Consider the following 20,129-nt stretch of genomic DNA (forward strand, 5'->3'; position numbering starts at 1 on the left):
TCCAACAGGTTATGCCATTGCCGGTCAGACGTTCGTCTTGAAGGCGAACCAGGCTCAGTCAATCCGTGACCATTCTATCAGAGTTTTATTATGTAACGCGTTCACTTTGACCAAGCCCTTGTCGATGGCGTGACGGGCTTGGACTCTGAACTCCCCATTGAAGAATGCCGCTTGCTGGCAGTCAATAGCAGACAGCTCAACCCATGATGAACGCCCTGTTTTTTCAACAATCTGTTCTGCTGCCGCCATGGCTAACAGACTGACTTCAATAATATTTTCACCGGTAACCGCTTGCGGGCTGCGTGGAATAAATGGAAAGCTGATGACGCCCATCACAATGCTGTCGGGTAGTTGTAGCTGCCTGAGGATATCCTCTACGCGATCCAGCCAGATGGTCGCCAGGCCTGACGCCGACAATTCGTCATCTATATGAGTTGGAATCAGTAATAGAAATCGGCTTTCTCCGAGTTGATATAACTGTTCCCCTGACGAGGTCAGGGCTTGCATCTGGCCGCAGACTTGCTGCTGCAGCCGTTGAGAGTGGGTATATCCCAGCCGTTCGCACAGACGCCGAAATGCCGGCATACTGAAGTGCAAGACATGATGATGTAACTCCTCTGGTAGCGCATCATCGTCGACAAATGCCTGCTCCAGTGCCTGTTCCAGCATCTCTAATTGTAACGCCAGTTGATGTTGGTTCGGCAGTTGGCTAAAGGGAGCTTGTGCCAGTCGGCTCTCTAACTGCTGGATGTGCTCCTGTACACGCGATTGGCGTCGTTGCAGGCTCCACATCATCAACGCAGAGAGCAACAACAGGCCGGCGGCACTGCCAATCGCTGTTTTGTAGTAGGTCAACTCACCCTGTAACGAGCCTTTTTGTTGTTCCAACTCATCGCGCTGGCGTTGTATCGCAACTTGATCGAGGCTCTCCTGAAACTGAACGCGATCCATTCTTTGCAGGCGGTCGCGTTCATCGTGATTCAATTTCAAAAATCGCTTGAGGAATTCATATGCGGTGGGCACTTGCCCTTTTTGTTCGTAAGCCCGTGAGAGGAGTAGATAGAGAACCGGGTGTGAGTCCGGCTCGAAACCGGGGTCTTGCAGCGCGTTTTCTAACAATGCAACCGTCAGTCCCGGAGCTTTTTGCTGTAGATAAAGCTCTCCTAGCGCGGCGATGACTGCCAACTCGCCAGACTTGTTCTGCAACAGATTGAACCCATTGCGTGAGGCGACCAGATAGGCTCTGGCTAGTCCGGGGTTACCAAGTCGCAAATAGGTCTTTCCAATTTGCAGATTGAGGTCGGCGAGGGCATCAGGACGATTGATATTTCGAAAAATATCCAGGGCGTTAAACAGTAAGGATAGCGCCAGATTCGGTTCGTCGGCCTGCAAATTCAGCTCGGCAAGATGGGTCAGACAGCGGCCCAGCCATTCGGCATTGCTCAGCGATTGGTATTCATCACAGGCGGATTCTTCATAGTGGATCGCTTGTTGAATGTCACCCCGACGCTCAAACAGGCGGCTGATGGTTTCGGCTAACTGTGCCATCTGCAGTGGCATCGCTTCGGCTTTGGCCTGGGTGAAGGCTTCCGAGTAAAGCGATAACGCCATCTCATCCTGGCGTCTACGGAAATAATAGTCAGCTTTCAACGCCTGGACGGCAATTTGCAACTCTGCAGGCAAGGAGGCGAGGTCATGGGTCGGCAGACGATTCAGCATTAGCCAAGCTTGTTCAGTCTCCCCCTGATTGATCAGGCGCGCCGTTTGCAACAGGTCGGTGTATAACCTTAATGGGGGTGGGATGGCGGCCGCCTGAGTGCGCAGAATCGCTTCCAGTGATGACAGATACTCATCTTTGCGCGTGTTCGGCCCCTGAGATAGCTGCCGTTGACGTTCGAGCCCATATAGAGCAATGGCCTCAAGTGCCGGCATATTCAGGTCGTCCGCCATTTTCCAACTCTGGTTTAACAGCCGCACCGAGGTATCAGACTGATTTAAAAACCACAGGCAATTGGCCAGGATCAACTGCGCCTCAACGGTTTGTTGCGGCGTGCGGTAGCGTTGATTGGCTTCACGATAGGCGCCGGGATTTTGGCTGAGAACCGGCAGCATCTTGTCCGCTAGTTCCCGTGCTAAAAATTGATGAGTCAACTCCCGGCATTGATCCGGCTCAGACGTTGTTTTCTGTTGTGCCTGCACCAGCAGGTCAGGCATCAAGGTCGTATCCAGCGGTATCGGTGGGAGAGCCACGCTGGAGAGTAGAACAAGCGTTGAGAACAAGCCGGGTACTCCGTTTATCGGTTTATTGGCGTATCAGACGCATACTGGGCAACCGCGTTTGCCAATTACTCCGGAATGGATTGATATCCAGACCGCCACGTCGAGTATACCGAGCGTAGACCGTCAGTTTCTCTGGTTCACAGTAGCGCATCAAGTCCATAAAGATACGTTCGACACACTGCTCGTGAAATTCATTGTGATTGCGAAATGAAATCAGATAGCGGAGCAGCGCCTCATGGTTGATGGGGTGTCCCTGGTAATGAATGCAGACACTGCCCCAGTCGGGCTGACCGGTGACCAGGCAATTCGATTTGAGTAGATGCGAATGCAGACACTCTTCTACCGGCGTAGCTGTGGTGTCGGTGGCATTGTTCAGTAGTGAGGCATCAAAATCATAGCATTCGACATCCAGATCCTGTTCATCGAGACAGAGACCCTCATAGTCGGTGATAATGACCGGGAACTCTTGTAACCGATAGAGGTTGACGTGCACGTCGCCTTCGGCACAACGACTGAGGTCATGTTGCAATACGGTCTGCACGGCGGTGAAATCATCAAACCGGGTCTGATTCAGGCTATTGAGGTACAGCTTGAACGATTTGGACTCAATCAGGTTGTTGCTGTTCGCCGGTACGGACACCTCGCCGATGGCGACGACGGGTTTGCCACGCGAGTCAAGCCACGATAGCTCGTAGAGTGTCCACAGATCGGCGCCCGTAAATGGAAGGGGTGCATCCAACTTCAGCTCGTTACGGTTCAGACTGCGCGGCACCGCCTGTAGCAATGCTGGCGTATAGTGGCTGACATAGGCACTCTGCTTGCCTAATGACAGCGATGCTAGCAGTGGGTTGTGTTCATAGCCGGCTGGCTGGGCCATCTGCGCTCTCCTCAATTAGTATGGGGTGTTTATTTTGAGAAAAAGTCATGCCTGATCAAGTTGTTTCCTCATTATCACATCTGATGGCCCGTTGGGTCAGCTATCAATGCCAGCGCAATGGTGGCGTTTGGGGACCCTCCGACCCGGACTGGGATTCGCCTTGCCAGACTGGTATCACTGATAACGGTTTGACCGCCTGGCGCCCGTTGCCGCGCCATCCACCTGCGGTTATGGATAATATAGCGTCCGCACTGGAGATCACGGTAAGGCCTGAGCTAGCCGATTTCTATGGTCACTGGTTTGCAGGAGCCATGGCTTTTTCTTTCAAAGGGATACGTATAGAGCTGATACAAGCATGGAATGAGGCTGACTACCTGCGTCTACAGGAAAACCTGATCGGTCATGCCCTGATGCAACGGCGTTTGAAACTGGCGCCCACTTTTTTTATTGCGGCAACACGTCAGGATACGCACCTCATCAGTCTGGATAATGCTACCGGGGCCGTGCTGTTTGAACGAGTCGGCGATAACGGTGGCGCTATTCTGGCGCCATCCTTGAGCACATTTCTTAGCCGGCTTGAGCCGTTACCCCAATGAGGCGCTTTGCTGACGCAGTAGCCGCCGTAACATCACCACTTCTTCACGCAGTGAGCTGACATCCTGTCGCAGCTGCGCAACCTCCTCTTGCAGCGGCTGCAGATACGGGGCCAGCTCAGGCGGTAGCGAACAGACGGGCTCTGCCACTTGCGGTACCGCCGGCAATGCCTGCTCACTGGCGGGGCCAACCGCCTGCAGACTTCGCCAACGCTGAATACCCTGGATAACCTCCGGCATGGGGCAGGGGGCCGGCAGTCGGGATTTGATAAGCGCAACGCTAGGTTGTTTGCCTTCTGCCGCCAGCTGATTGGCGATCTGAATGACGATCTCTACTGACATGTTACTTCCTGTCATGGGGACGATGCTGTGGAAAGGGGATGACGTTGTTTCCTGGCTGCGGCTCTACGGTGTCAGCCGCTGCAGGATTGTTGGCGATACGAAATAGAGGCGAGTGCAGTCCTTGCAGCAGCAGCTCGCCACTGAGGCTCTGTTCCTGGTCGACACTGAACTCGAACAAAAAACTGGATGGTCGCTTAAACAGCAGACGCAACACTAAAGGCAGCAACTCGTCGGTATGACGGGCCACGGTCAATAATTGCCAATGCTGGCGTTCGCAATACTGGTTAATCAGGCGGATGGCCAGCTCGGATTGACGCCTTCTTAACCAGAATTCTGCCATGACACTGGCAATCAGTGCCAAACAGAGTTCGACCGTCATAACGACTCCTGTTTTGCTGTTCATTCTGGGCACGCTACCGGGATGGTATAGTAGCGGTTTTGGATCAGTTTTCTACATTTACCGGTGAGCAGCAGGCTGCTAACGGGTTTCTATATATAAGAAGAGGTAGCATATGGCCCGACATTCTCCAGATCATGATTATGCCGCTGTAGCGGGGGCGCTAGAACAGATAGCGCTGCAATTGAAATTGTGTGACTTATGGCAATCCACTTCCCCACCTGCGAGCGCCTTGCAAAGCCGTCTGCCATTTTGTGTGGATACACTGGAGTTTCATGCCTGGTTACAATTCGTGTTGCTTGAGCGTATGCACGACCTGGTACGGCAGCGGCAGCCTCTGCCTCGGCAGATGGCCCTCTATCCGATGGCCACGGAAGTTTACAAAACCAGAGTGGCAGAATATGCCGATCTCCTCGAGGCGCTGGCGCAACTCGATGAGTTGATCACGCACCAGCCGGTGGATAGAAAATCATGCATTTGAAGATTATCTATCAGGATGAGTGGCTAGTGGCGATAGACAAGCCTGCCGGCTTGCTAGTGCATCGTAGTTGGCTGGATCGACATGAAACCCGATTTGCCATGCAAATGACCCGTGATCAGATTGGACAACATGTGTTTCCTGTCCATCGCCTTGACCGCCCTACCTCCGGCATTCTGTTGTTTGCATTGGATCCAGAGACGGCTCGGGCGATGAGCGAGCGCTTTATGCGCCATGAAGTCAGCAAAACGTATCATGCTATCGTGCGGGGCTGGGCACCAGAGGCACTGAATATTGATTACCCGCTTAAAGAAGAGCTCGACAAGATAGCCGATGCCTATGCTGATGAGGATAAACCGGCGCAGGCGGCGGAAACAGAACTGCGTGGTCTTGAGCGTTTTGAGCTGCCGTTTGCCGTCTCGCCACGCCACCCCAGCAGCCGCTACAGCCTGGTCGAGTTGCAGCCCAAAACGGGCCGCAAGCATCAGTTGCGCCGACACATGGCGCATATCTTCCATCCGATTGTCGGTGATACCCGACACGGCGATGGTCGTCATAACCGATTCTTTCGTGAACAGCTGGATTGTTATCGTCTGTTGCTGATGCACAAGACGCTGCACTTTGAGCATCCGGTCACCAAGGCGGCGATCCAGCTTGCGATCACCGATGACGAGCATTGGACGCGGACACTGGAGCAACTTCGGCAATATCCGCTCTGAGCAAAGCCTGCACAGTTGGCTTGCCGGATCACATTTCGGCGTATAGCACAGGGACAGTGCGATGTTTGGAAAGTTCCAAAAAGCGGGTGATCAGGATCAAGCTTATCGAAAGCGAACCAGAAGTGACATTTTTACCGATTTTGATTTTTTCGTGAAATGCAGAATTATATTCTTTTCTTATGGCTGTTATTGGTTATTCGTTGAAACATATTGCTAATTTAGTGCTTTTTTTTCGCAGGAGGGGCGCAGGCAAGGTTCGTTATCATTTTGTGACGGGCTTCAATGCTATCAGCCAAGGGGGATCCCTATAATGGCCGCGGACAGTTGCCAGAGGTCTTCAACTGGCGACAGGTTTCCACTTTTGGACCAATTCCCCTCAAGGGCAAAAAGGAAAAGATTATGAAAGCAAAGTGGCTTCCAATTTCAGCAGCAGTAATCATGGCACTGGGCTCAGCCTCTGCCTCCGCAGTCGATTTCCACGGTTATTTCCGTTCTGGTGTTGGCATCTCTCAAGATGGTGACATGCAGACTATCGCTAAGAACAAGGTTGGTCGTCTGGGTAACGAAGATGACACCTACTCTGAAATCCAGTTGGGTCAAGAAGTTTACAACAAGGGCGGCAAGTCCTTCTATGTAGACTCCATGTTTGCCATGGCTTCTAACGGTTCTAATGACTGGGAAGCAACCAACGGCGACGGCACCAAGGTTGGCCGTGATGGCGATGGCGCTGACTTCGCGCTGCGTCAATTCAACGTGCAAGCCAAGGGCCTGTTCGGTGGCAACGAAGTGACTTGGGCTGGTAAGCGTTACTACCAACGTCACGACATCCACATCGCTGACTTCTACTACTGGAACATCTCCGGTGCTGGCGCCGGTGTTGAACAAATCCAGGCTGGTCCAGGTCAACTGTCCTTCGCATGGGTCCGTAACGACCGTGCTGCCTCTGAAGGTACTGGCGTAGATGGCGCTCTGAACGTCAACACCCTGGATGCCCGTTATGCTGGTATCCCGCTGTGGTCAGAAGCTTCTCTGGAGCTGGGCGTTGACTATGCACTGGTCAACCCGACCGATGCTCAAGATGCTCAAAATTCCAACCTGAAGAACGGTGTGATGTTGACTGCCGAACTGACCCAAGCTCTGCTGGGCGGCTTCAACAAGACCGTACTGCAATACGGTACTGAAGGTTACTCCAAGTCCTTCGCTTTCTACGGTGACGGTAGCTGGTACGGTGCCGAAGCCCAAGACGGTGCTGACGGCTGGCGTATCATCAACCACGGCGTAGTGTCTTTCGGCGATAGCTGGGACCTGAGCCATCAACTGGTTTACGGTGTAGGTAACGAAATGTGGAATGGCAACGACAGCTGGACTGCAATGTCTGCTGTAGTTCGTCCGGTCTACAAGTGGAACGACACCATGAAGACCATCTTCGAAGCTGGCTACGGTAAGGATACCAACAAGTCTGTTGGTGGTGCCGAAGCTGATGGTACTTATCAGAAGTACACCGTTGCTCAAGCATTCGCTGCTGGCAAGGGCTTCTGGGCTCGTCCGGAACTGCGCGTGTTCGCATCCTATGTTAAGGGTGGCGAAGCCATGGGCCCGACCTTCAATGGCGGCCAGGACGACAACACCTACAACTTCGGTGTACAAGCTGAAGCTTGGTGGTAAGCTACCGCTAGGATGTTAAGACTGCCCCCGTCTAACGGGGGCATTTTTTTTAGGGGTTAGTAAACACATGAAAGTGACTCGACTGACAACTGTTTTGCTGCTGGCGCTCTCTGCCTCCGCCTGCTCGACGCTGGAAGATGTCATTGTTCCAACCAGTGAATACAAGAATGTACTGGATAATCGCGAAGCGGCTGCCTCTCAACTCGCCCAAGCTTCCATTTGCTGCCAGGATTTCACGCATTTAACCTATACCCCGTTGCCGGGTGTATACAAGCAACTGGTCAGTATCGGCGCTTCATCCCCGGTTTTTAACTTCACGGAAGGACGCAGTTTCTTTGCGGCCTACCAGTTACCGCAAAATAGCGGTGACTTGAGAATTACCCTGTCCGCACAAATCGACAAGACCGTATTTGTGCCTCGCGTCGTCATGCTGGATGCTCAATTCCGTGTTACGCGGATCATCGACGACAAGATATTCAAGTATGTCCCAGCCCAATTGCTGGATGGTGATCAGTTGCAAGGCGTCTTCACCATCGACAGAACCATGGCCGGCAACCCGAACAATGAAACCTATATGGTGGTCTATACACCAGAAAACGGCTTGAATGACACGACGACGATCACTCACCCCTCCAAGTTGATGGCGAAATCGCTGGCCGTTGTCGATCCGGGCATCAAGGACCCTGAAATTCCACATTCAGCTTGGGGTCTGGTCAAGGTTGAGGTCGAGGATTTGTCCGGTAATAGTGGTGAGGCGAATATCTACAAGCCGGCTTATCAGGATACGGTCGATGCGATGGTTCCAAAGGTTGATCCGGCACCGAACAAGCTGGTCGTTGCTGCGCCTGCTGCAACGGCTGTGGTGGCCAGCAGTACTGCCGTTCAGACTCCTGCCGCTGCCACTGTGATGCCTGCGACTCCTGCGCCAACCGGCATGGCGGCCGGCGGCACCATGCTGGCTGAAACGGAACAACTGTATAATCAGCTCATCGAGAAGGCTGTCTCAGGCGGTGATATCGAGAAGGCGATGCAGTTGGCGACCGAAGCGGAGCGTGCGGGTTCTGCTACGGCCAAGGCCACCTTGGTCAATGCGATCAAACGTTCGCAAAAATAAGCGAAAAAGAGTCGAATAAACCCCGCTTGCGGGGTTTATTTTTTTTCTATTCGTGGTAAAAATAATTAAGCGTTACGTGTCACAAATTTATTCAGGTTACGTTTTGTTACGTTGTGAATAATATAATTACACTTCGATTTTCAATTGCTACATTTCTATTCTTTTAGATACGTCCTGGCAAATGCAAATAGAATAGACTATTTGTGTCTTATTATATCTGCTTTGTAACGAACTGTTTTTACAGAAAAAATCTTGTGATCCCCATTCTGTTTTCAGATATCCCGCCTTCTCCATTTCGCTCCGACAGTTATATTTACACTCGTTGAATACATCCGAAAGGCTATAACCATAAGACCTGCGCTTTGGTGCATGTCCGGTGTATTACAATACTAACTCAAGGACGCAAACTCCCAGGAGCTCACTCTATGAAAAATGCATTTGCAAACCTGCAAAAAGTAGGTAAGTCGCTGATGCTGCCAGTCTCCGTACTGCCGGTTGCAGGTATCCTGCTCGGCGTCGGTGCTGCCAAGTTCAGCTGGCTGCCAGCCATCGTTTCTCAAATCATGGAACAAGCCGGTGGTGCCGTTTTCGGCAACATGGCCCTGATCTTCGCTATCGGTGTGGCCTTGGGCTTCACCAATAACGATGGTGTTTCCGCTCTGGCCGCAACCGTTGGTTACGCCATCCTGACTAAGACTCTGACTGTTGTTGCTCCGGTTGTTGCGGGTCTGGACCCGGCTGCAGCCGACTATGCTGCACAAGTCGCCAAGGTGTCTGAAGTAGGCGTGCTCGGTGGTATCGTCGCCGGTGGTATCGCTGCCTACATGTTCAACCGCTTCTTCCGCATCCAGTTGCCGGACTACCTCGGCTTCTTCGCGGGCAAGCGCTTTGTGCCGATCATCACCGGTTTTGCCGCTATCCTGGCCGGTGTTGTAATGGCCTTCGTATGGCCGCCGGTTGGCGCTGCCATCCAGGCGTTCTCTAACTGGGCTGCTTATCAAAACCCGGAACTGGCGTTCGGTATCTACGGTATCGTAGAACGTGCGCTGATTCCGTTCGGTCTGCACCACATCTGGAACGTACCGTTCTTCTTCCAAGCTGGTGATTGCGTCAATGCCGCTGGTCAAGAACTGCACGGCATCCTGACCTGCTACCAATCTGCTACTGAAGCTTCACGTACTGCAGATAACAGCTACTTCGGTCAGCTGGCTGGTGGTTACATGTTCAAGATGTACGGTCTGCCTGCTGCTGCCATCGCTATGTGGCACGCTGCCAAGCCGGAAAACCGCGCCAAGGTTGGTGGTATCATGGTCTCTGCGGCCCTGACCTCCTTCCTGACTGGTATCACCGAACCGATCGAATTCTCCTTCCTGTTCGTTGCTCCGGTTCTGTACGCAATCCACGCACTGCTGGCTGGTTCTGCCTTCGTTGTAACCAACATGCTGGGCATGGTACATGGTACCTCCTTCTCCCACGGTCTGATCGACTTCGTCGTGCTGTCAGCTAACTCTCACAAGTTCTGGCTGTTCCCGGTTGTCGGTCTGTGCTATGCCGCAATCTACTACACCGTGTTCCGCGTAGTGATCGCCGCCATGGATCTGAAGACCCCGGGCCGTGAAGACGAAGTGGCTGAAGAAACTGTTGCTGACATGGCTGAGCATTACATGGCCGAGCAACTGGTTGGCGCCTTCGGTGGTAAGGACAACATCTCTTCTCTGGACGCGTGCATCACCCGTCTGCGCGTTGGCGTCAAGGATGTTGCCAAGGTTGACCAAGCCAAGCTGAAGCAACTGGGTGCCGCGGGCGTTGTTGTCGCCGGCTCTGGTGTGCAGGCTATCTTCGGTACCAAGTCTGACAACCTGAAAACCGATATGGATCAGTGGATCAAGGGTCACTAATCCCCTGTTTCACTGATAAAAAGAAGGGAGGCTGCGGCCTCCCTTTTGTTTTGCTGCCGCACGTCTTGCCGAGGCGAACAGGGGAGGGTGATCTCATCCGCTGTGACCGAGGCGAGCCGAGTGGTGCTCAAGCAGCTTGGACTCCCGCCTGTGCGGTGAGGGCCATTACCGTAGAGTCGTGAGTCACTGCTGCCCCGAACGAGCATAAAAAAACCTCCCGCAAGGGAGGTTTTTTTGTTGTGCTAGCGCCGCGAGTGTCGGCTGGCGAACTAGTCGTCGATGCTGCGCAGCAGGGCGTTGATACCGACCTTGGCGCGGGTCTTGGCGTCAACCTTCTTGACGATGACGGCGCAGTACAAGCTGTACTTACCGCACTTGGATGGCAGTGAGCCGGAAACAACCACTGAGCCGGCAGGGACACGGCCATAGTGAATTTCACCGGTTTCACGATCATAAATCCGGGTTGATTGACCGATGAAGACGCCCATGGAGATGACAGAACCTTCTTCGACGATCACACCTTCAACCACTTCAGAGCGCGCGCCAATGAAGCAGTTGTCTTCGATGATGGTCGGATTGGCCTGCAGCGGTTCGAGTACGCCGCCGATGCCGACGCCACCGGACAGGTGGACATTGGCGCCGATTTGCGCGCAGGAGCCGACGGTCACCCAGGTGTCAACCATGGTACCTTCACCGACATAACCACCGATGTTGACATAGGAAGGCATTAAAACGGCATTGCGGGAGATGTAGGCACCTTTACGCACGATGGCATTCGGGACAACACGGATGGCTTCTTGCTTGAAGCGTTCCGGGGTGTAGTCGGCAAATTTCAGCGGGACCTTGTCATAGAAGTTGGTACCAGGCGCGGCCAGTTGCTGATTTTCATTGATGCGGAAATAGAGCAGCACGGCTTTCTTGACCCACTGGTGCACTACCCACTCGCCAGCAAGCTTCTCGGCCACGCGCAGTTGGCCTGCATCCAGCATTTCAATGGTTTGCTCGATAGCCTGACGGGTCAGGGCGTCCACAGAAACCGGGGTAATGGCCTCGCGGCGCTCATAAGCCTCTTCAATGAGGCGTTGTAACTCAGTCATGATTGTCTCCCTTCAAAAAACGGAATCCTTTTTATCACATATCATCGTCGGGGTTTAACTCGGCGACTAATTTTTCTTCTAGTTGGTGTTCATCGATATCGCTCAACGGTGCACCTTGCGGCCGGCTCAGCGAGAAGAAGTCTTCAACGCGCTCGCCGATGGTTGTGATCTTGGCGGCATGCACTGTCAGGTCGCATTGCTGGAATACCGCGCCGATACGTGCCAGCAGACCTGGCCTATCCAACGCGGTTAGCTCGATTAAGGTATGTTTGCGATCGCCCTTGTTTGGCAAAAAGGTGATTCGGGTCGGAACGGAAAACTGGCGATGGCGCCGTGACAGCGGCCGCGGCTTGGGTAGCGGCATCGCCGGGTTGTTCAGGGCAATGGTCAGTCCTTTGCGCAGCGACGGCAAGCGCTCGGCATCGACAGGATCGCCATTGGGCTCCAGCACGACAAACGTATCCATGACATAGCCATCCTTTGAGGTCATGATTTGCGCGTCGTGAATGTTCAGCCCCTTGTGGCTGAGGATGGCCGCGACTGTGGCAAACAGATTCGACATGTCCCGACAATAGATGAACAGTTCACTGCCTCCACGTGCAGCGTGCTGGCCGAAGAGCACTAGAGGTTCGCTCTTGTCGTGATGCAGAATATGCTGGGTATGCCAGGCGATCTGCTCTGGCGTGTGGCGCAGGAAATAGTCCGCCTTGAAGTTTTGCCACAGCGTGTCAATGGCGTGCTCTGGTTGGGCGTTCGCGGCCAGGATCTCCTGGGCCTTGCGTTGGTTCTCGCGGATCTTCAATTTCAAATCAGGCGGATTTTCCAGGCCAAGACGCAGTGCCTTTTGCGTCGCGAAGTACAACTCGCGCAACAGCGTGCCTTTCCAGTCATTCCACAAATTGTCGTTGGTGGCGCAGATATCGGCGACGGTCAAACAGTAGAGATAATCCAGATGCTGTTCATCACGAACTTTTTCGGCAAAGTCGTTGACCACATCCGGATCATAAATATCGCGCCGTTGTGCGGTAACGGAGAACAATAGATGCTGGCGTACCAGCCAGGCGACCAGACGGCTGTCGTAACGGTCAAGACCATGCAGTTGGCAGAAATAAAGCGCTTCACTGGCCCCCAGTTCGGAATGATCGCCGCCGCGTCCCTTGGCGATGTCGTGAAACAGCGCGGCTAGCAGCAGCAACTCCGCCTTGGGCAGGCGTTTGTGAACTTCACGGAAGAGGGGTTGTTCTCGCTCGTTTGTTGGCAACAGGAAGCGATAGATATTCTTTAACAGGCGGTGGGTGTGCTCATCGACCGTATAGGCATGGAACATGTCGAACTGCATCTGACCGACAATCTGATTCCATTGTGGCAGGTAAGCGGCCAGGATGCCGTGCTCGTGCATCAGGGTGATTGGCAATCCCATGCCGTTGGGGTGGCGGATCAGCGCCATGAATTGCTGCCGGCATTCGGGCAGCTCCTGCAGCGAATAAATCAGGGTTCGGCGGGCCTCGCGCAACTGACGCAGGCAACCGGCAGCAATGCCGGTAATCTCGGGGTGGTCGGCGATCTGGATAAACATGGTCAGCATCAAGACCGGCGAACGCAGAAACAGTTCTGCCTCGCGGGTATCAATCCGGTTACCTCTGAGGAGGAAATGTTCATCCAGCAGCAGTGTTTCCGTGCTCTGATTGCCGAGGATGGCTTCATCAAACAGCTGCAATAACATGCGATTCAACTCGGCGATGCGTCGCACCGTCTGATAGAAACGCTTCATCATCTGTTCAATCGGCGCGTTGCCCTGCCCGGGGTAGCCCAACAACTCGGCAACCGCACGCTGTCGATCAAATAGCATGCGGTTGTCGTTTTTACCGATGGCTATGTGCAGGGCAAAGCGCAACCGCCACAGGAAATTCTGGCAGTCGAGCAGTTCGAGGTATTCACTGCGACTCAAAAAACCGTAACTCGTCATCTCATACAGGGTCGTGGCGCCAAACTGGCGCCGAGCCACCCAGGCTAAGGTCTGGATATCGCGTAATCCGCCAGGGTTGCTTTTCAGATCGGGTTCGAGGAGATAGACGGTGTCTTTGTACTGTTGGTGACGGGCTACCTGTTCATCGCGTTTGGCACGGAAGAAGTCGGCACTGGGCCAAAAACGCTCTGGTTGGATGGCATGATTCAGATCGGCAAACGTCTGCACCGAACCCGTAATCAGTCGGCTCTCGATCAGGTTGGTGGCAATGGTAATGTCAGCGCGCCCTTGCTCTATGCACTCCTGTACAGAGCGGACGGCATGTCCCACCTCCAGACGGAGATCCCACAACAACGTCAGGTATTCGCCGATGGTTTCCCCTAGTGCAGCGGGCAGCGTTGTGTGGCTAAGGATCAGGATATCAATATCCGAATGAGGGTGTAGCTCGCCGCGGCCGTAGCCACCTACCGCCACCAAGGCCAGTTGTGGATGCTGATTCAGGCCAAACTGCTCCCAACCCAAAATCAGCAATTGATCGATAAAACTGGAGCGGCTGGCAACCAGTTCCCCGACCGGTTGTCCGGCCAGAAACTGTTCGCGCAACCACTCCTGGAAACGGGCCATCGCTTCGCGCCCGCCATTGATGTCCAGCCCATCCGTGGGAAGAAAAGAGGTCAGGGTGCCGTGCTGTTCCATGCGGGCTCCATTGGCATTATCCGTGAATATGACGTTCCAGCGTTTCGTCGTGGCGTAGTGTCAGCACTTCGCATCCTGTTTCGGTGACCAGCAGCATATGCTCGTATTGGGCAGAGGGCTGCTTGTCCTGGGTGGTCACTGTCCAGCCATCCTTGCGGTCGACCTTGCAACGCCAGGTCCCCGCATTCACCATCGGCTCAATGGTGAAGCACATACCTGGCTTGAGGATCAGCTTCTGGCTGTTGCGGTAATGCAGTACCTGCGGTTCCTCATGGAAGCCCTTGCCGATGCCATGACCACAATAATCACGTACCACTGAAAAGCCGGCTTGTTCGACGAGCGGCTGAATGGTGGCACCAATTTCGCTCAGGCAGGCTCCCGGGCGAACTTTACGAATGGCGGCATACAGGCTCTCTTGAGCCACCTCGCACAACTTGCGATTGCGGGGTGTCGTCGCTCCAACAATGAACATCTGGGAAGTATCGCCGTGATAGCCATCTTTAATCACTGTGATATCGATGTTGATGATGTCACCGTCGCGCAATTTTTTGTGATTGGGGATGCCGTGGCAGACCACTTCGTTGACTGAAGTGCAGATCGACTTGGGAAAACCGTGATAATTCAACGGGGCAGGAATTGCCTGCTGTTCGTTGACGATGAACTCATGGCAGCGCTGGTTAAGTTCTTCGGTGGTCACGCCCGCCTTGACGTGGGGGGCGATCATCTCCAGGACGTCGGCTGCAAGGCGGCCGGCAACACGCATCTTCTCGATTTCTTCTGCTGTTTTCAGAACGACGGACATGGCTTGCTCTCGATGGATTATGCTGTCGTCGCCACGAGGAGAAGACAGCCGATAAACAGGAATGAGACGAAGCTTAAAGTGTACCGACTTGGCCGGTTTAGTTCCAGTTTGCTGATCCGGATCAAAAACCAGGATTCTATGGTTTAGCGCCCTGTTCTGAGGTGGCGCCGGAGGCCGCTTTGTGATATAAAGCGCGCCGAGTCATGCTCTGTCATGCTCAATTCACCTTAATCCTTTAAATAACACACACACATCGACACGCGCTCCGGGGTGCCTGTATGGGTCGGACTTGCGGGATGTGTGGAGGCCTAACCCCAAGCAGAGGTTTAAAATGGCAAAAGTTTCAATGCGCGACATGCTGCAAGCCGGCGTTCACTTCGGTCACCAAACCCGTTTCTGGAACCCCAAGATGAAGCCGTTCATCTTCGGTGCTCGCAACGGCGTTCACATCATCAACCTGGAAAAGACTGTTCCTATGTTTGATGATGCTCTGAACTTCGTTGGTAACATCGCTTCCAAGAAGGGCAAGATCCTGTTCGTTGGCACCAAGCGTGCTGCCTCTGAAGCCGTTAAGGAAGCTGCAAGCAGCTGCGATCAGTTCTACGTGAACCATCGCTGGCTGGGCGGCATGCTGACCAACTGGAAGACCGTTCGTCAGTCCATCAAGCGTCTGAAAGATCTGGAAACCCAAGCCCAAGACGGTACCTTCGAAAAGCTGACCAAGAAAGAAGCGCTGATGCGCACTCGCGAAATGGAAAAGCTGGAGAAGAGCCTGGGCGGTATCAAGGACATGGGCGGCCTGCCGGATGTTCTGTTCGTCGTCGATGCCGAACACGAGCACATTGCCATCAAGGAAGCCAACAACCTGGGTATCCCGGTTGTGTCTATCGTTGATACCAACTCCAACCCGGACGGCGTTGACTACATCATCCCGGGTAACGACGACGCTATCCGCGCGGTACAACTGTACCTGTCTGCGGTTGCCAGCGCTGTCAATGCCGCTCGTGAACTGGACATCACCGTTCAGGCCGAGCAAGACGGTTTCGTTGAAGCCAACTAATAAGGAAGGGACAGTTCGCTGTTCGATTTACCCTTATTAACCCGTTGTAATTGGTTAGCAGGGGTCCAATGAGACCCCTGTTTTTTTATACAAAACACTCGGACCGAGGATAGAGGACATGTCAAACATTTCCGCCGCTCTGGTTAAAGAACTGCGCGAACGTACCGGCGCGGGCATGATGGATTGCAAAAAGGCCCTGACTGAAGCCAATGGTGATATCGAGCTGGCCATTGAGAACATGCGTAAGTCAGGTCAAGCCAAGGCTGCCAAGAAGGCTGGCCGTATCGCTGCTGAAGGTGTGATTCTGGCACGTGCCGAAGGCAACACCGCAGTGATGATCGAACTGAACTGTGAAACTGACTTTGTTGCCAAGGATGTCGGTTTCCGTGCATTTGGTGACAAGGTGGTTGGTCTGGCTATTGCTAACAAGATCACCACGCTGGAAGATCTGAAGGCTGCCGAGTACGAAAACGGCGAAAGCGTTGAAGTCACGCTGAACAACATGATCGCCAAGATTGGCGAAAACATGAACCTGCGTCGCATCATCGTCGTCGAAGGCGAGAACCTGGGTACCTACATTCACAGTGGCCGCATTGGTGTTATCACCAAGCTGCAAGGCGGTAACGCCGAGCTGGCAAAGGATCTGGCCATGCACGTTGCGGCTAACAACCCGCAATTCGTCAAGCCGGAAGACGTTTCTGCCGAAGTGGTGGCCAAGGAACGTGAGATCCAGGTTGAAATCGCCATTAACTCAGGCAAGCCGAAAGACATCGCCGAGAAGATGGTTGAAGGCCGCATGAAGAAGTTCACTGGCGAAATCTCTCTGACCGGTCAGCCGTTCGTCAAGGATCCGTCAGTTCTGGTTGCCGACCTGCTGAAGAAGGAAGGTGCCGATGTTCTCGAGTTCGTTCGCTACGAAGTAGGTGAAGGTATCGAGAAGCAGGAAACTGATTTCGCCGCCGAAGTTCAGGCGCAAATTGCTGCCATGAAGAACTGATACTGGGTTAAGATAAACCCGGCGCCAATCCAGACCGCGACCTATGTCGCGGTCTTTCTATGACCAGGAAGAAAAGATGAGTACCAATCCTAAAGCTGCTTACAGACGAATTCTGCTGAAACTCAGTGGTGAGGCTTTGCAAGGTGATGAAGGCTTCGGCATCGACCCGGCTGTGCTGGATCGCATGGCACAGGAGATCAAAGAGCTGGTAGAGCTTGGCGTACAAGTCGGTCTGGTCATCGGCGGAGGTAACCTGTTCCGCGGTGCAGGACTGGCCAAGGCCGGCATGAACCGTGTGGTGGGTGATCACATGGGTATGCTGGCCACCGTGATGAATGGTCTGGCCATGCGGGATGCCCTGCATCGTGCCTATGTGAATGCGCGCCTGATGTCTGCGATCAGCCTGCAGGGGATCTGTGATTCCTACAGCTGGGCAGAAGGGATCAGCCAATTGCGTGCCGGTAAAGTCGTGATTTTCGCGGCTGGTACCGGTAACCCGTTCTTCACCACTGATTCCGCGGCTTGCCTGCGCGGGATTGAAATCGAAGCCGATTGTGTACTCAAGGCGACGAAGGTTGACGGTGTTTATTCAGATGACCCGGTGAAGAACCCGGATGCCGAACTCTATACCGAGCTCGATTACAGTGATGTCCTGGATAAAGAACTGAAGGTTATGGACCTGGCGGCTTTCACGCTGGCTCGCGATCACAATTTGCCGATCCGTGTATTCAATATGAACAAGCCTGGTGCCCTGCGTCGCGTTATCATGGGCGAGCAGGAAGGTACTCTGATTCATCACAAGAACAAGTAACGCATTCACATGTCAGGAGGGCGACGCTACTATTTGGCTCGCCACCCAAGAGCGAAGAAGGATGACAAGGTGATCAACGAGATTAAGCAAGACGCCAAAGAGCGCATGAGCAAGAGCATCGAGGCGCTGAAGAGCCAGATGTCAAAGATTCGTACTGGTCGTGCTCAACCAGCCCTGCTGGATGGTATCACGGTAGAATATTACGGTTCAGCGACGCCGCTGCGCCAGGTGGCGAACGTGACCGCAGAAGACGCGCGCACTCTGGCTGTTACCGTCTTTGATCGTTCCATGATTCAGGCGGTTGAGAAAGCAATCATGACGTCGGATCTGGGGCTGAATCCGTCATCTGCCGGCGCCACTATTCGTGTGCCGTTGCCGCCGTTGACCGAAGAGCGCCGCAAAGATCTTATCAAGCTGGTGCGGGCTGAAGCCGAGCAATCCCGGGTTGCCGTACGAAACGTGCGCCGCGATTGCAACGCGGATCTGAAGGCGTTGCTGAAGGACAAGGACATCTCCGAGGATGACGACCGTCGTGCTCAGGAAGAGATCCAGAAGCTGACGGATACTTTCGTCAAGCAGGTCGATGATCTGTTGGCGGCGAAGGAAAAAGAGCTGATGGAAATCTGATTGTCACATCAGGTATAGTACCGGCGCCGTGCGGCTTGCTGCACGGCGCTTTTCTATTTACAGGAGTGATGCATGTCGCTAGCCCCCCCCCTTGCCGAATTGCCGAATCAGGGTCTGCCCCGACATGTCGCCATCATCATGGATGGCAATGGCCGCTGGGCACAGCAGCGGGGAAAGATGCGCGTCTTCGGTCACAAGGCAGGTGTGCAGGCAGTTCGTGATGCGGTTTCGTTTGCGTCACGTCTTGGTATCGAAGCGCTGACTTTGTTTGCCTTTTCCAGTGAGAACTGGCGCCGTCCGGAATCTGAAGTTTCGGCCCTGATGGAGTTGTTTATCCATGTGCTGGGGTCTGAAGTCAAAAAATTGCATAAGAGCAATATCCGTTTGCGTGTCATTGGGGAACGGAGTCGTTTCAGTGAGCGCTTGCAGAAAAAAGTAGCCGACGCCGAAGCGATGACGGCCGACAATACCGGTTTGGTATTGAATGTCGCTGCCAACTATGGTGGCCGCTGGGATCTGCTGCAGGCGATGCAACGGCTCGCCAAGGATGTTCAGCAGGGGCTTCTTGTTCCAGAGCAACTGGACGAGGAGATGATCTGCGGCCAGCTGACTACTGCCGGACAGCCGGATGTCGACTTGTTGATCCGTACCGGCGGTGACCACCGCATCAGTAATTTTCTGTTGTGGCAAATGGCGTATGCCGAACTCTATTTTACCTCTGTGCTCTGGCCCGATTTTGATGAGGTGGCGTTTAGTGATGCCATTGCCTCTTTTGCTAGCCGGGAGCGTCGTTTTGGTTGTACTGGTGAACAAATCCGTGCGCTGTTGGCGCAATCGGACTGACTATCGAGGTTCATTTGCTCAAACAACGCCTGCTAACTGCCTTGATCCTGATCCCGCTGGCCGTGGGCTGGATGTTTTTTCTGCCGTTTGATTATTTCACTTTGGGTGCGGTTCTGATCTGCCTGTTGGCCAGCCGGGAGTGGGGGCGTTTCGTTTGGCCAGAACAGCCCTCCTGGTTAGCGTTGCCAATGGGTGGCGTTCTGGCGGTGACGCTGTTCCTGGCGCCAACGTCGCATTTACTATCCATGTCCATTCCTGTCTGGGTGGAGGGCATACTGGTAGCCGGTGCCCTCTGGTGGCTGTTTGCTGTGTGGATGGTGGTCCGTTATCCCAGGAGCGCCAGCTGTTGGCGTACGAGCCGCTGGTTGAAAGCTGGATTCGGTTTGCTGACTCTGCTGCCCTTCTTCTGGGCTATGCTGCTGCTTCGAAGTTACCAATATGCGCAAGACACCCAGTATGGCGGTTGGGCGCTGTTTTTCGTGATGTTGTTGGTCTGGTGTGCCGATTCCGGCGCTTATTTCTGCGGGCGGGCATTGGGTCGGCACAAGCTGATGCCTGCCGTGAGCCCGAAGAAGACCATAGAGGGGTTGCTGGGTGGGCTGGTACTCGCCACTGCCGTTGCGGCGATCACCGCATACGGATTCTTGACTGCGGACGAGAATCGTCTGGCTGTTATTGTCAGTGCGGTATTGGCGGTGCTGGCCTCGGTACTTGGGGATCTGGCTGAAAGCCTGTTCAAGCGAGAAGCGGGTCTCAAGGATTCCGGTTCCTTGTTGCCGGGGCATGGCGGCGTACTAGACCGGATCGACAGCCTGACCGCAGCCTTGCCGGTATTTGTTATCAGCTATCTGCTGCTGAGCTAAGGGT

19 protein-coding genes are annotated in these 20,129 nt (G+C 53.9%); 12 read left to right on the plus strand and 7 right to left on the minus strand.

The window, feature by feature from the left end:
- Positions 1–54: 54 nt before the first annotated feature.
- Positions 55–2,280 (minus strand): tetratricopeptide repeat protein, encoded by a 2,226-nt coding sequence (locus ACFOSS_RS15640; RefSeq protein ID WP_377154338.1) that lies wholly within the window; start codon positions 2,278–2,280, stop codon positions 55–57.
- A 22-nt stretch (positions 2,281–2,302) separates the two neighbouring features.
- Positions 2,303–3,157 (minus strand): NADPH-dependent 7-cyano-7-deazaguanine reductase QueF, encoded by an 855-nt coding sequence (gene queF, locus ACFOSS_RS15645; protein ID WP_377154340.1) that lies wholly within the window; start codon positions 3,155–3,157, stop codon positions 2,303–2,305.
- Positions 3,158–3,204: 47 nt separating this feature from the next.
- Between queF and syd the strand changes: the two genes are divergently transcribed.
- Complete coding sequence (syd, locus tag ACFOSS_RS15650; protein ID WP_377154342.1) at positions 3,205–3,753, plus strand: SecY-interacting protein; 549 nt, start codon at positions 3,205–3,207, stop codon at positions 3,751–3,753.
- On the opposite strand, the gene ACFOSS_RS15655 is transcribed toward syd, so the two are convergent.
- The gene (locus ACFOSS_RS15655; RefSeq protein WP_377154345.1) at positions 3,742–4,092 is read right to left on the minus strand and encodes a hypothetical protein; all 351 of its coding nucleotides are present in this window, start codon (positions 4,090–4,092) and stop codon (positions 3,742–3,744) included. The two genes, syd and ACFOSS_RS15655, sit on opposite strands and share 12 nt — an antisense overlap.
- A gap of 1 nt (position 4,093) precedes the next feature.
- On the minus strand, positions 4,094–4,471 hold the full coding sequence (locus ACFOSS_RS15660) for a DUF3301 domain-containing protein (RefSeq protein ID WP_377154347.1): 378 nt from the start codon (positions 4,469–4,471) through the stop codon (positions 4,094–4,096).
- Between the two features lie 133 nt (positions 4,472–4,604).
- Here ACFOSS_RS15660 and ACFOSS_RS15665 point away from each other — a divergent pair, with 133 nt between their 5' ends.
- From ACFOSS_RS15665 to ptsG, 5 genes are all read left to right on the plus strand, one after another.
- Complete coding sequence (locus ACFOSS_RS15665) at positions 4,605–4,970, plus strand: YqcC family protein (protein WP_377154349.1); 366 nt, start codon at positions 4,605–4,607, stop codon at positions 4,968–4,970.
- A complete protein-coding gene (gene truC / locus ACFOSS_RS15670; protein ID WP_377154351.1) occupies positions 4,961–5,686 on the plus strand; it encodes a tRNA pseudouridine(65) synthase TruC in 726 nt (241 codons plus the stop codon). Before ACFOSS_RS15665 ends, truC begins: the two co-directional genes overlap by 10 nt.
- Positions 5,687–6,085: 399 nt before the next feature.
- Entirely contained in the window at positions 6,086–7,351 is a 1,266-nt protein-coding gene (locus ACFOSS_RS15675; RefSeq protein WP_377154778.1) for a maltoporin, read from the plus strand.
- Between the two features lie 67 nt (positions 7,352–7,418).
- A complete protein-coding gene (locus tag ACFOSS_RS15680) occupies positions 7,419–8,465 on the plus strand; it encodes a MalM family protein (RefSeq protein ID WP_377154353.1) in 1,047 nt (348 codons plus the stop codon).
- Between the two features lie 425 nt (positions 8,466–8,890).
- Positions 8,891–10,363: a PTS glucose transporter subunit IIBC gene (ptsG, locus tag ACFOSS_RS15685; RefSeq protein WP_377154356.1), complete on the plus strand. Its 1,473-nt coding sequence runs from the start codon at positions 8,891–8,893 to the stop codon at positions 10,361–10,363.
- Positions 10,364–10,632: 269 nt separating this feature from the next.
- On the opposite strand, the gene dapD is transcribed toward ptsG, so the two are convergent.
- The 3 genes from dapD to map are packed head-to-tail and all read right to left on the minus strand — an operon-like array spanning position 10,633 to position 14,924.
- Positions 10,633–11,460: a 2,3,4,5-tetrahydropyridine-2,6-dicarboxylate N-succinyltransferase gene (gene dapD, locus ACFOSS_RS15690; protein ID WP_377154359.1), complete on the minus strand. Its 828-nt coding sequence runs from the start codon at positions 11,458–11,460 to the stop codon at positions 10,633–10,635.
- A 34-nt stretch (positions 11,461–11,494) separates the two neighbouring features.
- The gene (glnD, locus tag ACFOSS_RS15695) at positions 11,495–14,122 is read right to left on the minus strand and encodes a bifunctional uridylyltransferase/uridylyl-removing protein GlnD (protein ID WP_377154361.1); all 2,628 of its coding nucleotides are present in this window, start codon (positions 14,120–14,122) and stop codon (positions 11,495–11,497) included.
- A 16-nt stretch (positions 14,123–14,138) separates the two neighbouring features.
- Entirely contained in the window at positions 14,139–14,924 is a 786-nt protein-coding gene (gene map / locus ACFOSS_RS15700; RefSeq protein ID WP_377154363.1) for a type I methionyl aminopeptidase, read from the minus strand.
- Positions 14,925–15,255: 331 nt separating this feature from the next.
- Between map and rpsB the strand changes: the two genes are divergently transcribed.
- From rpsB to ACFOSS_RS15730, 6 genes are all read left to right on the plus strand, one after another.
- Positions 15,256–15,984, plus strand: a complete 729-nt coding sequence (gene rpsB, locus ACFOSS_RS15705; protein ID WP_377154365.1) for a 30S ribosomal protein S2 — start codon at positions 15,256–15,258, stop codon at positions 15,982–15,984.
- A gap of 118 nt (positions 15,985–16,102) precedes the next feature.
- Positions 16,103–16,981: a translation elongation factor Ts gene (gene tsf / locus ACFOSS_RS15710; RefSeq protein ID WP_377154368.1), complete on the plus strand. Its 879-nt coding sequence runs from the start codon at positions 16,103–16,105 to the stop codon at positions 16,979–16,981.
- Between the two features lie 76 nt (positions 16,982–17,057).
- A complete protein-coding gene (gene pyrH / locus ACFOSS_RS15715) occupies positions 17,058–17,792 on the plus strand; it encodes a UMP kinase (protein ID WP_377154371.1) in 735 nt (244 codons plus the stop codon).
- A 69-nt stretch (positions 17,793–17,861) separates the two neighbouring features.
- Entirely contained in the window at positions 17,862–18,419 is a 558-nt protein-coding gene (frr, locus tag ACFOSS_RS15720; protein ID WP_377154373.1) for a ribosome recycling factor, read from the plus strand.
- Positions 18,420–18,491: 72 nt separating this feature from the next.
- The gene (gene uppS / locus ACFOSS_RS15725; RefSeq protein ID WP_377154376.1) at positions 18,492–19,262 is read left to right on the plus strand and encodes a polyprenyl diphosphate synthase; all 771 of its coding nucleotides are present in this window, start codon (positions 18,492–18,494) and stop codon (positions 19,260–19,262) included.
- 14 nt (positions 19,263–19,276) lie between these two features.
- Positions 19,277–20,125: a phosphatidate cytidylyltransferase gene (locus tag ACFOSS_RS15730; protein WP_377154378.1), complete on the plus strand. Its 849-nt coding sequence runs from the start codon at positions 19,277–19,279 to the stop codon at positions 20,123–20,125.
- Positions 20,126–20,129: the final 4 nt, after the last annotated feature.

Source organism: Pseudaeromonas sharmana, assembly GCF_042649925.1.
Lineage (GTDB): Bacteria > Pseudomonadota > Gammaproteobacteria > Enterobacterales > Aeromonadaceae > Pseudaeromonas > Pseudaeromonas sharmana.

Coding starts and splice junctions, on each gene's coding strand:
- queF (WP_377154340.1), bottom strand. CDS start 3,157: ATGGCCCAGCCAGCCGGCTATGAACACAACCCACTGCTAGCATCGCTG.
- syd (WP_377154342.1), top strand. CDS start 3,205: ATGCCTGATCAAGTTGTTTCCTCATTATCACATCTGATGGCCCGTTGG.
- ACFOSS_RS15655 (WP_377154345.1), bottom strand. CDS start 4,092: ATGTCAGTAGAGATCGTCATTCAGATCGCCAATCAGCTGGCGGCAGAA.
- ACFOSS_RS15660 (WP_377154347.1), bottom strand. CDS start 4,471: ATGACGGTCGAACTCTGTTTGGCACTGATTGCCAGTGTCATGGCAGAA.
- ACFOSS_RS15665 (WP_377154349.1), top strand. CDS start 4,605: ATGGCCCGACATTCTCCAGATCATGATTATGCCGCTGTAGCGGGGGCG.
- truC (WP_377154351.1), top strand. CDS start 4,961: ATGCATTTGAAGATTATCTATCAGGATGAGTGGCTAGTGGCGATAGAC.
- ACFOSS_RS15675 (WP_377154778.1), top strand. CDS start 6,086: ATGAAAGCAAAGTGGCTTCCAATTTCAGCAGCAGTAATCATGGCACTG.
- ACFOSS_RS15680 (WP_377154353.1), top strand. CDS start 7,419: ATGAAAGTGACTCGACTGACAACTGTTTTGCTGCTGGCGCTCTCTGCC.
- ptsG (WP_377154356.1), top strand. CDS start 8,891: ATGAAAAATGCATTTGCAAACCTGCAAAAAGTAGGTAAGTCGCTGATG.
- dapD (WP_377154359.1), bottom strand. CDS start 11,460: ATGACTGAGTTACAACGCCTCATTGAAGAGGCTTATGAGCGCCGCGAG.
- glnD (WP_377154361.1), bottom strand. CDS start 14,122: ATGGAACAGCACGGCACCCTGACCTCTTTTCTTCCCACGGATGGGCTG.
- map (WP_377154363.1), bottom strand. CDS start 14,924: ATGTCCGTCGTTCTGAAAACAGCAGAAGAAATCGAGAAGATGCGTGTT.
- rpsB (WP_377154365.1), top strand. CDS start 15,256: ATGGCAAAAGTTTCAATGCGCGACATGCTGCAAGCCGGCGTTCACTTC.
- tsf (WP_377154368.1), top strand. CDS start 16,103: ATGTCAAACATTTCCGCCGCTCTGGTTAAAGAACTGCGCGAACGTACC.
- pyrH (WP_377154371.1), top strand. CDS start 17,058: ATGAGTACCAATCCTAAAGCTGCTTACAGACGAATTCTGCTGAAACTC.
- uppS (WP_377154376.1), top strand. CDS start 18,492: ATGTCGCTAGCCCCCCCCCTTGCCGAATTGCCGAATCAGGGTCTGCCC.